The organism is Piscinibacter defluvii, assembly GCF_004011805.1.
In the GTDB taxonomy this organism is placed as follows: domain Bacteria; phylum Pseudomonadota; class Gammaproteobacteria; order Burkholderiales; family Burkholderiaceae_C; genus Piscinibacter; species Piscinibacter defluvii.
The window spans coordinates 303953-318982 of sequence record NZ_ML137196.1 but is presented as its reverse complement, the minus strand read 5'-3'; the positions used below and the strand labels follow the sequence as shown (position 1 = coordinate 318982).

The 15030-nt window shown below is 72.6% G+C and carries 10 protein-coding genes and 1 pseudogene; 8 read left to right on the top strand and 3 right to left on the bottom strand.

Annotation, left to right across the window (positions count from 1 at the left end; all coding sequences use genetic code 11):
• The first annotated feature begins 7 nt into the window (after positions 1-7).
• The 3 genes and pseudogenes from D9C15_RS01460 to D9C15_RS01450 all read left to right on the top strand — a co-directional run.
• Entirely contained in the window at positions 8-4057 is a 4050-nt protein-coding gene (locus D9C15_RS01460) for a beta strand repeat-containing protein (RefSeq protein ID WP_127995645.1), read from the top strand.
• Complete coding sequence (locus D9C15_RS01455; RefSeq protein ID WP_127995644.1) at positions 4057-5370, top strand: caspase family protein; 1314 nt, start codon at positions 4057-4059, stop codon at positions 5368-5370. Before D9C15_RS01460 ends, D9C15_RS01455 begins: the two co-directional genes overlap by 1 nt.
• Positions 5370-7262: pseudogene (locus tag D9C15_RS01450) on the top strand (O-linked N-acetylglucosamine transferase, SPINDLY family protein); the annotation flags it as partial. The gene D9C15_RS01455 and the pseudogene D9C15_RS01450, both read left to right, overlap by 1 nt.
• A 33-nt stretch (positions 7263-7295) precedes the next feature.
• Here the strand turns inward: D9C15_RS01450 and D9C15_RS33865 are convergent.
• The 3 genes from D9C15_RS33865 to D9C15_RS01435 all read right to left on the bottom strand — a co-directional run bounded on the left by D9C15_RS33865 (position 7296) and on the right by D9C15_RS01435 (position 10218).
• Positions 7296-8201: an alpha/beta hydrolase gene (locus D9C15_RS33865; RefSeq protein ID WP_127995642.1), complete on the bottom strand. Its 906-nt coding sequence runs from the start codon at positions 8199-8201 to the stop codon at positions 7296-7298.
• Positions 8202-8408: 207 nt separating this feature from the next.
• Positions 8409-9065 carry a TetR/AcrR family transcriptional regulator gene (locus tag D9C15_RS01440; protein ID WP_127995641.1) on the bottom strand — a complete coding sequence of 219 codons (657 nt, stop codon included), beginning with the start codon at positions 9063-9065 and terminating at the stop codon, positions 8409-8411.
• Between the two features lie 37 nt (positions 9066-9102).
• Positions 9103-10218 carry a 5-methyltetrahydropteroyltriglutamate--homocysteine S-methyltransferase gene (locus tag D9C15_RS01435; protein ID WP_127995640.1) on the bottom strand — a complete coding sequence of 372 codons (1116 nt, stop codon included), beginning with the start codon at positions 10216-10218 and terminating at the stop codon, positions 9103-9105.
• Between the two features lie 242 nt (positions 10219-10460).
• Between D9C15_RS01435 and D9C15_RS01430 the strand changes: the two genes are divergently transcribed.
• The 5 genes from D9C15_RS01430 (at position 10461) to D9C15_RS01410 (ending at position 15005) form a co-directional block, all read left to right on the top strand.
• Positions 10461-11627 (top strand): ABC transporter substrate-binding protein, encoded by a 1167-nt coding sequence (locus D9C15_RS01430; protein ID WP_127995639.1) that lies wholly within the window; start codon positions 10461-10463, stop codon positions 11625-11627.
• A 106-nt stretch (positions 11628-11733) separates the two neighbouring features.
• Positions 11734-12594, top strand: coding sequence for a branched-chain amino acid ABC transporter permease (locus D9C15_RS01425; RefSeq protein WP_127995638.1), 861 nt, complete (start codon positions 11734-11736; stop codon positions 12592-12594).
• Positions 12591-13553 carry a branched-chain amino acid ABC transporter permease gene (locus D9C15_RS01420; RefSeq protein WP_127995637.1) on the top strand — a complete coding sequence of 321 codons (963 nt, stop codon included), beginning with the start codon at positions 12591-12593 and terminating at the stop codon, positions 13551-13553. Before D9C15_RS01425 ends, D9C15_RS01420 begins: the two co-directional genes overlap by 4 nt.
• Positions 13550-14305, top strand: coding sequence for an ABC transporter ATP-binding protein (locus D9C15_RS01415; RefSeq protein ID WP_127995636.1), 756 nt, complete (start codon positions 13550-13552; stop codon positions 14303-14305). The genes D9C15_RS01420 and D9C15_RS01415 overlap by 4 nt, the downstream gene beginning before the upstream one ends.
• A complete protein-coding gene (locus D9C15_RS01410) occupies positions 14298-15005 on the top strand; it encodes an ABC transporter ATP-binding protein (RefSeq protein ID WP_127995635.1) in 708 nt (235 codons plus the stop codon). Before D9C15_RS01415 ends, D9C15_RS01410 begins: the two co-directional genes overlap by 8 nt.
• The last annotated feature ends 25 nt before the right edge of the window (positions 15006-15030 follow it).

Below are 15030 nucleotides of genomic sequence, written 5' to 3'. Positions count from 1 at the left end.
GATCACGATGAAGTCGACGCGTCGCGTCTTCCTGCTCACCCCGCTGGCCTGTGCCTGCTCGCTGGCGCTGGCGCAGGGCGCCGCACTGCCCACCGGCGGCACCATCGTGCGCGGCAGCGGCAGCATCAGCAGCAGCGGCAGCACGATGACCGTGCGCCAGACCACCGATCGCCTGGTGGCCGACTGGCAGAGCTTCTCGATCGGCGCCGGCAACACGGTGCGTTTCGTCCAGCCCGGGCGCAACTCGGTGGCGCTGAACCGCATCGTCGGCGACGACGCCAGCGTCATCTACGGCAACCTGACGGCCAACGGTCACGTGTTCCTGCAGAACACCAACGGCGTGCTGTTCGCGCCCGGATCGCAGGTCAGCGTCGGCGCGCTGGTGGCCACCACGCTGAAGGCCGACGTGGATGCGCTGATGGCCGGGCAACTGCGCCTGTCCGGCGACAGCAGCGCCGCGGTGCGCAATGCCGGCACGCTGCGCGCCGCCGAGGGCGGCCATGTCGTGCTGGCCGGCCGGCGCGTCGGCAACAGCGGCAGCATCGTCGCGCCGGGCGGCACCGCCGCGCTGGCGGCCGGCAGCGCGGTCGAGATCGACCCGACCGGCTCCGGCCTGCTGAGCATCCGCGTGCCGGTCGAGGCGGTGGCGGCACGCGTGGCCAACAGCGGCCGCATCGTGGCCGACGGCGGGCAGGTGTCGCTGCAGGTGGCGGCGGCCGAGGCGGCGCTGGGCACGGTGATGCAGGTCGGCGGCGTGGTGCGCGCGCGCAGCATCGAGCAGCGCGACGGCAGGATCGTGCTCTCCGGCGGCGATGCCGGCGTGGTGCGTGTCACCGGCACGCTCGACGCACGCGGCGGCGCCGGCCTGGAGGGCGGCAGCGTCGAGGTGACCGGCCAGCGCATCGGCCTGCTCGGCGCGGCCCGCATCGACGCCTCGGGCGCGGCCGGCGGCGGCACGGTGCTGGTCGGCGGCGGGCTGCGCGGCGAGGGGCCGCAGCCGCACGCGCAGGTCACGGCGGTCGGCGCCCACGCGAGCATCGACGTCAGCGCCCGCGTCCAGGGCGACGGCGGCACCGCGGTGGTCTGGTCCGACGCGCTGACGCGCTTCGAGGGGCACATCGCGGCGCGCGGCGCGGGCGGCGGCAACGGCGGCCTGGCCGAGGTGTCGGGCAAGCAGCACCTGAGCTTCCTCGGCAGCGCCGACCTGCGCGCGCCGGGGGCGCAGCGCGGCACGCTGCTGCTCGACCCGTCGACGCTGCAGATCGGCGCCACGGCCGACATCAACGGCGACAACACGGTCGGCGACGACCTGGTGGCGTCCTCGCTGACGCTGGCCGACTTCGCCGGGGCGGCCAGCCGCATCACGTCCACGCGGGTCGCCACGCTGCTGGCCACCACCGACGTGGACCTGGCGGCGGACTTCCAGATCAGCGTCACCGCGCCGCTCACCGTGGCCGCCGGCGGCGCGGCCACCACGCTCACGCTGACCAGCCCGACGCTGACCATCAGCAGCCCGATGACGCTGAACAACAGCTCGCTGGCGCTGAACACCGGCGGCGGCTTCAGCGACTCGATCGCCATCGGCGCGCCGATCCAGTCGCTCGGCTCGGTGTCGCTGACCGCGAGCAGCAGCTTCATCAGCAACGTCATCACCGCGCAGCAGGTGAACTTCAACTCGCCGCAGGACGTCTCGGCCAGCGTGTTCGAGGATGCGCAGGCCGGCGGCATCGTCGCCGCGCAGGTCACCGCGCAGGCCTTCGGCGATGCGGCCATCACGCTGAACCTGCAGAGCCCGAACAACCGCATCGGCAGCCTGACGCTGGACACCGCCGGCGTCACGCTGCGCAACGACAACCCGGCCGGCACGCCGATGAGCGTGCAGGGCAGCGTCGGCGGTGACTTCACCCTCAGCGCCACCGGCGGCCTGACGCAGAGCGGCGCGCTGACGGTCTCGGGCGTCACGAACATCACCACCACCGGCACCGACGCCGCGCTGCTGACCAACGCCGGCAACCAGTTCCTCGGCGCGGTCGGCTTCGCCGCCGGCGGCGACTTCGAGCTCGCGGCACAGGGCCCGCTGATCATCTCCGGGCGCGGTGCCGGCGACGTGCGGGCCAGCAGCACCGGCGTGCTGACGCTGGACACCGCCGGCATCAACACCACCGGTGCGCTGATCGACCTGACGACCGCCGGCTTCGTCAACGCCACCGACACCGGCGCCGCGCTGCAGACCGGCGCGGGTGGCCGCTTCATCGTGCGTTCCACCGATCCGGCGCAGGACAACCTGGGCACCTCGCTGGCCTTCGGCACGGCCGCGACCGACTTCAACGGCATCGTCTACGGTGACTGGACCGGTGCGCTGCCGACCACGGGCAACCTGTTCGTCACCAGCGCCACCGGCACGATCGACACGCCGGCCACCGACTGGGTGGCGACCACCCGGACCTACGACGGCACCACCGGCTTCGCCTACGCCTTCGGCGGCACCACGGCCACCGGCCTGTTCGGCGAAGGTTCGTTCAGCCTGAGCAACTACACGGTCGACACGTCAGGCAGCTTCGCCGACAAGAACGCCGGCGCCAGCAAGGCCTACACGGTGGCCGCCAGCGGCAACACGTCCGGCACCGACCTGGGCGGCGTGGCGCACTACGGCCTGCAGTTCGCCGGCTTCACCGATGCCACCGCCGGCGCGCCGGCCTTCACGATCGACCCGCGCACCATCACCGGCAGCGGCATCACCGCGGTCGACCGGGTCTACGACGCCACCACCCAGGTGGCGCTGAGCGCGGCCGGCGCGACGCTGGCCAACACCGTCACCGGCGACGCGGTGACGCTGTCGCTGGCCGGCGCCACCGGCACGATGGCCGACAAGAACGTCGGCGCCGGCAAGGCGGTGACGGTGGCCAACGCCGGTCTGGCGGGGGCCGATGCCGGCAACTACGTGCTGGCCTCGGTGAACTCGCCGACCGTCACCATCACGCCGCGGCCCATCACCGCCGACGGCGTGACCGGGGTCGACCGCGTCTACGACGGCGGCACGCAGGTCGCGCTGAGCACCTCGGCCGCCACGTTGACCGGGCTGCTCGGCAGCGACGTGGTGACGCTCGGTGCCGGTACCGGCAACATGGCGGACAAGAACGTCGGCACCGCCAAGCCGGTGACCGGTGGCATCGTGTCGGTCGGCGGCGCCGATGCCGGCAACTACACCGTCACGGTCGGCGGCACGCCGACCGTGACGATCACGCCGCGCGGCATCACCTCCAACGGCATCACCGCGGTCGACCGGGCCTACGACGGCACCACGGCGGTGGCGCTGAACGGCTCGGCGGCCACGCTGAACAACACCGTCAGCGGTGACGACGTGACGCTCTCGCTGGCCGGTGCCAGCGGCACGATGTCCGACAAGAACGTCGGCACGGCCAAGCCGGTGACCGTGGCCGGGCTCGCGCTCGGCGGCGCCGACGCGGCCAACTACACGCTGACCGACGCGAGCGCACCGACCGTCAACATCAGCGCGCTGACGCTGACGCTGTCGGGCCTGCGCGCCGTCAACCGGGTGGTCAACGGCTCGACCCAGGTGCGCCTGGTCACCGACGACCTGCAGCTCTCCGGCCTGCTGCCCAGCGATGCGGTCGCGGTCGACGCGAGCGGCGCGGTCGGCAACGTGTCGTCGCCCGACCCCGGCCTGGGCAAGCCGGTGACGGTGTCGGGCATCACGCTGACCGGCGCCGACGCGGCCAACTACAACGTCTCGCCGCTGGCGCTGGACAGCAGCGGCCAGGGCCTGACGGTGCGCATCCTGACGGTGGCGCAGGGCGCCTTCGAGGACGTGCGCTACACGCGCTACCTGCAGGGCCTGTCGGACGCGCAGGAACCGTTCCGCCGCGCGATGGCCGAGGCGCTGGCGGCCGGCTTCGGCAAGGAGAACATCCGCAAGCAGCTCTCGCGCGGGCTGGTGTTCGAGACCGGGCTGGCCGCGCCCGCGGTGGACAACATCGACTCGGCCAAGCGCCCGGATGCCTGCGCCGGCGGCGGCGCGGGCCTGGGCTGCCGCTGATGGCGCTGCGCCGGCGCCGCCTGCTGCACGCCACCGGCGCGGCCGCGCTGGGCGCAGCGCTGCCGCGACCGGCGCGGGCCGCCGCCAGCGGCCAGGCGCTGCTGGTGGGCAACACCTCGTACAACCCGAACGAGGAGAACCTGCCGCCGGCGCGCAAGTGCATCGCCGACCTGGAGCAGCGGCTCGGCAAGCTCGGCTTCGCGACCGTCGCGCTGCACGATCCGCCGGTCGCGCAGGTGCAGGCCGAACTCGAGAAGCTGCAGCGCACGATCGCCGCCAATCCGGCGCTCGCCGGCGCGTTCTACTTCGTCGGCCACGGCTTCCAGTCGAACGCGGAGAACTTCCTGGTTCCCGCCGGCGGCAACCTGGAGTCCGCGCCGGCGCAGCTGGCCAAGACCTGCATCTCGCTCGAGCGCGAGGTGTTCACGCGGCTGAAGCGCCCGTCCGGCCGCGCCGCCACCGTCATCCTGGTCGACGCCTGCCGCACGCCGGACCGGCCGCGCTCGCCCACCGAGGGCTACAACCAGACCATGCCGCCGGACGGCTGCCACGTGGCCTTCGCCACCGGCCCGGGCAAGCGCGCCTTCGCGCCGAACGACCCGGCGCGCTACACCATGTTCGCCGAGGCGCTGCTGGCCGAGCTGGACGTCACCGACCCGGGCCGCTCGATCTTCCTGACGCTCGAGAGGGTGCGGGTCAAGGTGGCGCGCAAGGTCAACAGCATCGAGCCGATCGTCAAGGCCTTCGGGCGCAATGCGCAGCTGCCCGAGCTGGCCAGCAACGTGAGTGGCGACCCGTCCTGGATCGCCACCGCCTCCGCTGCCGTGGCGGTGGACGAACTGGAGTCGACGCGCCGCATCGCCGCGCCCGAGGAGGCGATCGACAAGCTCAAGGCGCTGGCGCAGAAGCTGCCCGAGGACCAGGCCGACGTGGCGCAGGGCCGCATCGGCGAACTGGAGAAGGTGGTCAGCGCGGCGCGCCAGGCGCGTCTGAACCTGGACGTCGCGGCACTGGCGGCGCAGCTCGGTCCGCGCCTGGGCGAGGACGCGCAGCGCGCCGTGCGTGGCGACAAGTACGCCGCGATGCGGGTGGCCGAGAGCCTGCCGCTGCCGCCGGCCGGCGAGCTGATCGAGCGCAGCGACCGCGGCCGCTGGATGATCTTCGCCGCCTACCTCGGCAACGGCATCGCGGCCTACCAGCTCAGCGAGCATTTCCGCAACGTCGACCGGCGCGATGCCGAGGCCTCGCGCTTCCTGAACCTGGCGCGCGCGAACAACTACACGCCGCCGCGCCAGCTCGACACGCGCCGCTGATGCTGCTGGCACAGGCGCTGGAGGCGCACCGGCGCGGCGAGTGGGACGCGGCGCGCCGGCGCTACGACGAGCTGCTCGCGCGCGAGCCCGGGCATGTCGACGCGCTGCACCTGCGCGCGGTGCTGGACTACCAGCAGGGCCGTTTCGCCGCGGCGCTGGCCGGGCTGGACCAGGCGCTTGCGCGGGCGCCCGGGCTGGCGGCGGCCTGGTCGAACCGTGCGGCGCTGCTGCGCGACCTGGGCCGCCCGGCCGAGGCGCTGGCCAGTGCCGAGCGCGCGCTGGCGCTGCAGCCCGACGAGGCCGGGGCCGCCAACAACCGCGCCGCCGCACTGCTCGACCTCGGCCGCGCGGCCGAGGCGCTGCCGGTGCTGCAGGCGCTGCTGGCCCGCGGCGCGGCCGACGCGGCCACCCACCACAACCACGGCAAGGCCCTGCTCGCGCTGGGCCGGCCGCAGGCCGCGGCCGCCGCCTTCGAGCAGGCGCTGGCGCGGGACCCGGCACTCGAGGCGAGCCGCACCGGCCGCATCGAGGCGCTGGCCGCCTGGGGCGAGCAGTTGCAGGCCGGCGGCCAGGGCGAGGCTGGCCTGCAGCAGCTGCAGGCCGCGCTGCAGGCGGCGCCGGGCACGCCCTACCTGTTCGGCCGCTGGCTGCACGCTGCCCTGCGCCAATGCGATTGGGCCGTGCTGGACGCGGCCTGCGGCGAGGCCGCGCGCGCCATCAATGCCGGCGAGCCGCTTCTCGCGCCTTTCGTGGCCCTGCACCTGCCGCTCTCGCGCGCCCGGCTGCAGGCCTGCGCACGCATCTTCTCGGCCGGCTTTGCCGGCGTGCAGGCCGAGCGGCCGCCGCCCGCGCCGCCGTCGGCCGATGGCCGCCTGCGGGTCGGCTTCTTCTCCGCCGACTTCCGCGAACATGCCACCGCGCGGCTGGCGGTCGGACTGATCGAGCGATTGCCGCGCGAGCGCATCGAGGCCTTCGGCTTCGCCTTCGGGGCGGCTGCCGACGAGGACCCGCTGCGCCGGCGCCTGCGTGCCGCCTTCGAGCATTTCGAGGACGTGGCCGCGCTGGACGACGCGGCGCTGGTGCAGCGCGCGCGCGCCTGCGCGCTGGACATCGCGATCGACCTCGGCGGGCCGACCCGCGACGCCCGGCCGGGGCTGTTCGCGCGGCGCCTCGCGCCCCTGCAGCTTGGCTGGCTCGGCTTCCCCGGCACCCAGGGCGCGCCGTGGATCGACGCGCTGCTCGCCGATGCGACCGTGCTGCCGCCCGAGCATGCCGCCGAGGTCGACGAGGCGGTGGTGCGCCTGCCGCACAGCTACCAGGCCAACGATGCGCGCCGCGTGCGCCCGCCGGCGCCGGCCCGGGCGAGCCTCGGGCTGCCGGCGCAGGGCTTCGTCTGGGCCGCGCTGCACGGGGCGGCCAAGCTCGAGCCGGGTGTCTGGCGCGTGTGGATGCGGCTGCTGCAGGCGCGCCCGGACAGCGTGCTGTGGCTGCTGCAGCCGGACGCCGGGGCCGAGAGGCGCCTGCGCGCGGCGGCGCTGGCGGCGGGCGTCGACCCGGCCCGGCTGGTGTTCGCCCCGCGCGTGGACGCGGCGGCGCACCTGGCCCGGCTGGCCTGCGCCGACCTGTTCCTCGACACCTTCGTCTGCAATGCGCACACGACGGCCAGCGACGCGCTGTGGGTCGGCCTGCCGGTGCTCACCTGCCGCGGCGAGACCTTCGCGTCGCGTGTGGCCGCGAGCCTGCTGGGTGCGGCCGGGCTGCCCGAACTGGTCTGCGCGGACGCCTCGGCCTACGAGGCGCTGGCGCTCGAGCTCAGCGCCGGCGGCGGCCGGCTGGCCGCGCTGCGCGCCCGCCTCGAGGCGCAGCGCGGCCGTTGCGCGCTGTTCGACGACGCCCGCTTCGCACGCGCGTTCGAAGCCGCGCTGTCAGCGCTGTGGCAACGCCATCGGAGCGGCGCCCCGGCCATCGGCCTGCAGGTGCTCGAGGACGCCGGCGGCCACCTGCGCATCGTCGAGCAGCCGACGGTGGCCCAGCCCGCGTGTGCTGACGAGGTGCCCGGCCGGCAATGACGCGGCCAGGCGCACCGAGGCGGCGTGCGGCGCGACGCGGTCGCCCTCGTCGTGCAGCACGAGCACCGGCTGGGTCACCCGCGCACCGAGCCAGGCCGGTTCGAACTCGGCCAGGCCGACGCCCTCGCGGCGCTCGATCTGCGCCCGCATGCGCGCCGCCAGGCCCTGCGCCAGCCCGAAGCTGTGCGCGAACCACTCGAGGAACGCGGCCGGCGGCGCCGAGGGGGCGAGCAGCGCCAGGCGTTCTACCGGCAGCCCGCGTGCCGCCGCGTGCGTGGCGGCCAGCGCGCCCAGCGAATGCGCCACCACGCCGTGCAGCGGCCCGAGCCGCGCCGCAGCGGCGAACAGGGCCCGCGCGAACTGCGGCAGCGTGCTGCGCCAGGCGCCGCTGCGGCCGTGGCCGGGGAAGTCCAGCAGCACCGGATCGAAGCCTGCCGCGGCGAGCCGGTCGCCGAGCGCGAGCATCTGCGCGCCGCTGCCGCCCCAGCCGTGCACCAGCAGCACGACCGGGCGCTCGTCGGCGATGTCGCCGCGCCGGTACCAGGCGAGCGTGGTGCCCTCGAAGGCCCAGCGCTCGGCCATCCAGGGCCGCGGCAGCGGGCGGCGCATCGCGAACTTCCACGGCATCGGCGTGAAGAACAGGCGCAGCGCGCCGCGGGTGCCCCAGGTGGGAGCGAGGCGGTCGAGCAGGCGCAGCGCCGCGCCGACGGTGCGGGCGGCGCCGCTGCCCGCGTAGAACGCGGCGGCCGGATTGGTGCTCATGGCTGGGCGGCTCAGAACAGCACCAGGTCGGCGTTGCGGCGCGGCACCGCGCGCCACAGGCCGACCAGCTTCCACACGCCCAGGGCCGCGCCGGCGGCGATGGTGACGAGCACGACGATCATGATGACTCTCCTCAATTAGTACGACCGTGCGAAATACGGTCGCGCGTCCGGGACGGATGCCGATCGGTCGGCCGCTCTCCCCGGGTCAGTGGCGCGAAGCGCGCGCCGCGCTCTCGGCCGGCGGCGACTGCAGCGACCGGACCAGACGTTGATAGGCCGCCCAGGTGCGCTCGCCCGCCCGGGCGTCGCGCATGAAGCGGGCCTCGCGCATCAGCGCGATGAACAGGCCGTCGAGCTCGAAGACGAGCTGCTCGGCATCGGTGTCGGGCCGCAGGTGGCCGGCGTCGATGGCCTGGATGACGGTGCGCTTGAGCGCGCTGCGCCAGCGGCGGATGCCGTCGAGCAGCTGCTCGCGCACCGGGCCCTCGCGGTCATCGAACTCGAACGAGCCGGCGCTGTAGAGGCAGCCCATCTTCGCGTCGACGTCGGCGGTGCGGCGGATCCACAGCCGCACGATCTCGTCGAGCCGCGGCAGGCCGCGCGGCTCGCGCATCGCCGGCACGAACACGTCCTGCACGAAGCGGCGGTCGAACTCCTCCACCACCGCCTTCTGCAACGCCTCGCGCGAACCGACACGCGAGAACACGCCGCTCTTGGACAGACCGAGCCGCTTGGCCACCTCGCCGATGGTCAGGCTCTCCAGCCCCTCGGCGGCGGCCATGGCGAGCGCGGTGTCGAGGATCGCGGCGAGTGTCAGCCCGCTGCGTTCCGTCTTCGTCTCGACCGTGCCGCGCATGTCCATGGAACGTAGTTTAGCACGATCGTGCGAAATGGCAAGTTCAGCCCCAGACCTCGGCCGCCGTCTCGACCACCAGACGCAGCTTGGCGCGCTGCGACTCGACCGCGATGTTGTTGCCGTGCACGGTGCTCGAGAAGCCGCACTGGGGCGACAGGCAGAGCTGCTCGAGCGGCGCGTACCGCGACGCCTCGTCGATGCGGCGCTTGAGCGTGTCCTTGCTCTCCATCTCGCCGAACTTGGTGGTGACGAGACCGAGCACGACGATCTTGCCCGGCGGCAGGAAGCGCAGCGGGCGGAAGTCGCCCGAGCGGTCGTCGTCGTACTCCATGAAGTAGGCGTCCAGGTTCATCTCGGCCAGCAGCGCCTCGGCCACCGGCTCGTAGTTGCCCTGGGCGGCGAAGGTGCTCTTGAAGTTGCCGCGGCACAGGTGCATCGCGAGCGTCATGCCGGCCGGCTTGTACGCCACGACCTTGTTGATGAAGCCGGCGTAGCGGTGCGGCAGCTCGTTCGGGTCGTCGCCGCGGGCGCGGGCCGCCTCGCGCATCTTCTCGTCGCACAGGTAGGCCATGTTGGTGTCGTCCATCTGCACGTAGCGGCAGCCAGCCTCGTACAGGCTCTTCAGCTCCTCGCCGTAGGCGCGCGCCACGTCGTCGTAGAAGGCCGGGTCGAGCTCCGGGTAGTGTTCGCGGCTGATGCCGGCGCGGCCGCCGCGGAAGTGCAGCATCGTCGGGCTGGGGATCGTGACCTTCGGCGTGCGCCCGGCCGAGACCTGGCTCTTCAGGTACTCGAAGTCGGCGCGCTGGATGTCCTTGACGTGGCGCACCTTGTCGACCACGCGCATCACCGGCGGCGCGAGCTCCTCCGTGCCGTCGGGCTTGCGCACCGTCACCGGGATGTCGGTCTTGACGCCGCCGAGCTGCTCCAGGAAGTCGATGTGGAAGTAGGTGCGGCGGAACTCGCCGTCGGTGATGGACTGCAGGCCGACCTCCTCCTGGAACCGGACGATCTCGGTGATCGCGCGGTCCTCGACCGCGCGCAGCTGTTCGGCCGTGATCTCGCCGCGGGCCTTCTGCTCGCGGGCGTCCAGCAGGTACTTGGGGCGCAGGAAGCTGCCGACGTGGTCGGCGCGGAACGGCGGGGTGGTGCGTGTGGTCATCGCGGGGTCTCCTTGATCCGGTCGCGGGCATCGTAGTGCACGGCCGGGCCCCCTGCGCCGGGGGGCATGCCGGATTGAGATAGCTGCTAGTCGTAGTCCCGGATTGCGGCTGGCGCCGGGCTTGCCTCAGCATGCCCAGTCGTCCGACCGGGGGCCGTTCCCGGCGGGCGCCAGCCTATCGGCGAAGATCGAGGTTTAGTCGTCGGGCCCGGCCCGGATGTTCCCCTTCGGAGACAGTTCGAATGCAAAAGCGCCAGCTCCTGCGTGCCCTCGCGGCCACACTCGCCCTCCCGGCCCTCGGCCTCGCGCACGCCGCGGACCCGATCAAGATCGGCCTGATCCTGCCGATGACCGGCCAGCAGGCCTCCACCGGCCGGCAGATCGACGCCGCGGTGAAGCTCTACATGGCGCAGAACAACCCGGTGATCGCCGGCCGCAAGGTCGAGGTGATCGTCAAGGACGACGCCTCCACGCCGGACCAGACGCGCCGCCTGGCGCAGGAACTCGTCGTCAACGACAAGGTCGTCGCGCTGGCCGGCTTCGGCATCACGCCCTCGGCGATGGCCACGGCACCGATCGCCACGCAATCCAAGACGCCGATGGTCGTGATGGCGGCGGCCACCTCGGCCATCACCGAGGCCTCGCCCTACGTCGTCCGCACCAGCTTCACGCTGCCGCAGGCGGCCGTGGCGATCGCCGAATGGGCCAACAAGAACGGCATCAAGAAGGTGGTCTCGCTGGTCAGCGACTACGGTCCGGGCATCGACGCCGAGAAGTTCTTCGCCGACCGCATCACGCTCAACGGCGGCCAGGTGGTCGACAAGCTGCGCACGCCGCTGCGCGCGCCGGACTTCGCGCCGGTGCTGCAGAAGGTGCGCGACGCCAGCCCGCAGGCGCTGTTCGTGTTCCTGCCCTCGGGCCAGGGCGCGGCCTTCATGAAGCAGTTCGCCGAGCGCGGGCTGGACAAGGCCGGCATCAAGCTGATCGGCACCGGCGACATCACCGACGACGACCAGCTCAACGACATGGGCGATGTGGCGCTGGGCGTGGTCACCGCGCACCACTACGCCGCGGCGCACAAGTCGGCCGTGAACCAGAAGTTCGTCGAGGCCTTCAAGAAGGCCAACAACGGCATGCGCCCGAACTTCATGGCGGTGGGCGGCTACGACGGCATCCGCGTGATCGTCGAGGGCCTGAAGGCCAGCAAGGGCGAGGGTGGCGACAAGCTGCTGGCCGCGATGAAGGGCCAGATCTTCGAGAGCCCGCGCGGCGAGGTGCTGATCGACGGCCAGACCCGCGACGTGGTGCACGACATGTACGTGCGCAAGGTCGAGCGCGTGGGCGGCGAACTCCAGAACGTGGAGTTCGATGCCATCAAGGCGATGAAAGACCCCGGCAAGTCCAAGTGATCCCCCCCGGAGCGCCTCACGGCGCTCCCCCCCAGGGGGGCGCCGCCAGCGGCCCGGCAAAGCCGGTTCCGCGGCGGCCGCTTGAAGCGGCCTCACTGCCCAGTTCATGCTGACACTCCTCTTCGACGGCATCGCCTACGGCATGCTGCTGTTCGTGCTGGCCGTCGGGCTGGCGGTGACGCTCGGGCTGATGAACTTCGTCAACCTGGCGCACGGCGCGTTCGCGATGGCGGGCGGCTACGTCACCGTGCTGCTGATGGACCGGCTCGGCGTGCCCTTCCTGGCGACGCTGCCGCTGGCCTTCCTGGCACCGGCCGTCGCGGGCGCGGTGATGGAGCGGCTGCTGTACCGGCCGATGTACAAGCGCCCGCACCTGGACCACGTGCTGTTCTCGATCGGCCTGGTCTTCATGGCCGTGGCGGCGATGGACTGGCTGGTCGGCTCGCAGCAGCAGATCGTCAAGCTGCCGGCCTGGCTGCAGGGCCGCTTCGAGATCGCCGGGGTGGGCATCGGCAAGTACCGGCTGTTCATCGTCGTGCTGTGCCTGGTGCTCACCGCGATCCTGCAATGGGTGCTCGGGCGCACGCGCTTCGGCAGCCGGCTGCGCGCCTCGGTGGACGACCCGCGCGTGGCCGCCGGCCTGGGCATCGACGTCAACACGGTGTTCAGCGTCACCTTCGCGGTCGGCTCCGGCCTCGCGGGCCTGGGCGGTGCGCTCGGGGCCGAGGTGCTGGGCCTGGACCCGAGCTTCCCGCTCAAGTTCATGATCTACTTCCTGATCGTCGTCTCGGTGGGTGGCACCACCACCATCACCGGCCCGCTGCTGGCGGCGCTGCTGCTGGGCATTGCCGACGTGTTCGGCAAGTACTACGTGCCGCAGCTCGGTGCCTTCGTGGTCTACGCGTTGATGGTGCTCATCCTGTACTTCCGGCCGCAGGGCCTGTTCGGACGGGCGGCGGTTCGATGAGCGCGAACGCATCGGCATCGATCGCCGCGGCCACGCGCTGGCGGCCCTGGGAGCTGGCGCTGCTGGTGGCGCTGGCGGCCTCCTGGTTCGCCGCCGGCCAGGAGCATTCGCTGCTCGGCAACGAGATCGCCATCTTCGCGCTCTTCGCGGTCTCGCTCGACCTGATCCTCGGCTACGCGGGGGTCATCTCGCTCGGTCATGCGGCCTTCTTCGGCACCGGCGCCTACGCGGCCGCGCTGTTCGCCAAGCACGTGATGCCCGACCCGCTGGTCGGCCTGGCGGTGGGCATCGCCGCGGCCACGCTGATGGGGGCGCTGTCGTCGGTGCTGGTGATGCGTGGCTCGGACCTGGCGCGCCTGATGATCACGCTGGGCGTCGCGGCGCTGCTGTACGAACTGGCCAACAAGCTCGAGTTCACCGGCGGCGCCGACGGCCTGCAGGGCGTGGTGATGGGGCCGCTGCTCGGGCGCTTCGAGTTCGACCTGTACGGCCGTGTCGCCTTCGGCTACTCGCTGGTGCTGCTGGTCGTCGGCCTGCTGATCGCGCGGCGCATCGTGGCCTCGCCGTTCGGCTGGTCGCTGCGCGCGATCCGCGACAACCGGCTGCGCGCCGCGGCCATCGGCCTGAACGTGGACCTGCGCCTGGGCGCGGTCTACACGATCTCAGCGGCGATGGCGGGGGCCGCCGGCGCGCTGCTGGCGCAGACCACCGGCTTCGCCTCGCTGGACGTGCTCGACTTCCACCGCAGCGCCGACCTGATGCTGATGCTGATCATCGGCGGCACCGGCTGGCTGTGGGGCGGCGTGGTCGGCGCGATCGGCTTCAAGGTGATGCACAGCCTGCTGTCGGCCTGGACGCCGCAGTACTGGACCTTCTGGCTCGGCCTGTTCCTGGTCGTGCTCGTCATGGTGGGAAGAGACCGCTTCTTCAAGCCCTGGACCTGGTTCAGGAAATCATGACCGTCGTCCTGGAAACCAAGAACCTGGTCAAGAAGTTCGGCGGCTTCACGGCCACGAACGACGTCTCGCTGAAGGTCGAGCGCGGCGCGCGCCAGGCGCTGATCGGGCCCAACGGCGCCGGCAAGACCACGCTGATCAACCTGCTGACCGGTGTGCTCGAGCCGACCGGCGGCAGCGTGTGGCTGGAAGGCGAGGACATCACCCGGCTGCCCTCGCACCAGCGGGTGCGGCGCGGCATCGTGCGCACCTTCCAGATCAACCAGCTGTTCGCCGAGCTCACGCCGCTGCAGTCGCTCGCGCTGACGGTGTCGAACCAGCTCGGCATCAGCCGCCGCTTCTGGCAGCCGCTCGGGCGCGATGCCCGCGTGGCCGAGCGCTGCGACACGCTGCTGCGGCAGTTCCACCTCGACGACGTGATGGACGTGCAGGTGGCGCACCTGGCCTACGGCAAGCGGCGCCAGCTCGAGATCGCCACGGCACTGGCCTGCAGCCCGCGCGTGCTGCTGCTCGACGAGCCGGTGGCCGGCGTGCCCGAGGGCGAGCGGCAGGAGATCTTCGATATCGTCAATGCGCTGCCGGCCGACGTGACCGTGCTGCTGATCGAACACGACATGGACCTGGTGTTCAACTTCGCGCGCACGGTCTCCGTGCTGGTCAACGGCGCACTGTTCGCCGAAGGGCCGGTGCAGGCCATCGCCAACGACCCGCGTGTCAAGTCGGTGTACCTGGGGGAGGGCACGCCGCATGGCTGAACTGCTGCGGGTCGAGGGACTGAAGTCCGGCTACGGCGAGGCCGTCGTGGTGCAGGGCGTGGACCTGGCGCTGGCGCAGGGGGCGTCGCTGGCGCTGCTGGGCCGCAACGGCACCGGCAAGACCACGCTGCTGAACACGCTCGTCGGCGCCACGCGCCGGCACGCCGGGCGCATCGTGCTCGACGGCGTCGACATCACGAACCTGCCCTCGCACCGGCGCGCCGCCGCCGGCATCGGCTGGGTGCCGCAGGAGCGCAACATCTTCAAGTCGCTCACGGTGCACGAGAACCTGACGGCGGTGGCGCGGCCGGGGCCGTGGACGGTGGAGCGGGCCTACGAGATGTTCCCGCGCCTGGCCGAGCGGCGCGCCAACCTGGGCAGCAACCTCTCCGGCGGCGAGCAGCAGATGCTCGCGGTGGCGCGCGCGCTGGTGCTCAACCCCAAGCTGCTGCTGCTCGACGAGCCGCTCGAGGGCCTCGCGCCGATCATCGTCGAGGAGCTGCTGCGCTCGATCGCGCGCGTGGTGCGCGACGAGGGCATGTCCGCCATCATCGTCGAGCAGAACCCGAAGATGATCCTGCCGATCACCCGGCACGCCGTGGTGCTCGACCGCGGCGCGGTGGTGCACGAGGCGGCCAGCGAGGTGCTGCTGCGCGACCCGGCCACGCTCGAGCGCTGGCTGTCGGTGGCCAAGCACTGACGCGGGTGCGAACTCTGCCGCTGGC

Coding starts and splice junctions, on each gene's coding strand:
- D9C15_RS01440 (WP_127995641.1), bottom strand. CDS start 9,065: ATGGACATGCGCGGCACGGTCGAGACGAAGACGGAACGCAGCGGGCTG.
- D9C15_RS01455 (WP_127995644.1), top strand. CDS start 4,057: ATGGCGCTGCGCCGGCGCCGCCTGCTGCACGCCACCGGCGCGGCCGCG.
- D9C15_RS01410 (WP_127995635.1), top strand. CDS start 14,298: ATGGCTGAACTGCTGCGGGTCGAGGGACTGAAGTCCGGCTACGGCGAG.
- D9C15_RS01435 (WP_127995640.1), bottom strand. CDS start 10,218: ATGACCACACGCACCACCCCGCCGTTCCGCGCCGACCACGTCGGCAGC.
- D9C15_RS01415 (WP_127995636.1), top strand. CDS start 13,550: ATGACCGTCGTCCTGGAAACCAAGAACCTGGTCAAGAAGTTCGGCGGC.
- D9C15_RS01460 (WP_127995645.1), top strand. CDS start 8: ATGAAGTCGACGCGTCGCGTCTTCCTGCTCACCCCGCTGGCCTGTGCC.
- D9C15_RS01425 (WP_127995638.1), top strand. CDS start 11,734: ATGCTGACACTCCTCTTCGACGGCATCGCCTACGGCATGCTGCTGTTC.
- D9C15_RS01420 (WP_127995637.1), top strand. CDS start 12,591: ATGAGCGCGAACGCATCGGCATCGATCGCCGCGGCCACGCGCTGGCGG.
- D9C15_RS33865 (WP_127995642.1), bottom strand. CDS start 8,201: ATGAGCACCAATCCGGCCGCCGCGTTCTACGCGGGCAGCGGCGCCGCC.
- D9C15_RS01430 (WP_127995639.1), top strand. CDS start 10,461: ATGCAAAAGCGCCAGCTCCTGCGTGCCCTCGCGGCCACACTCGCCCTC.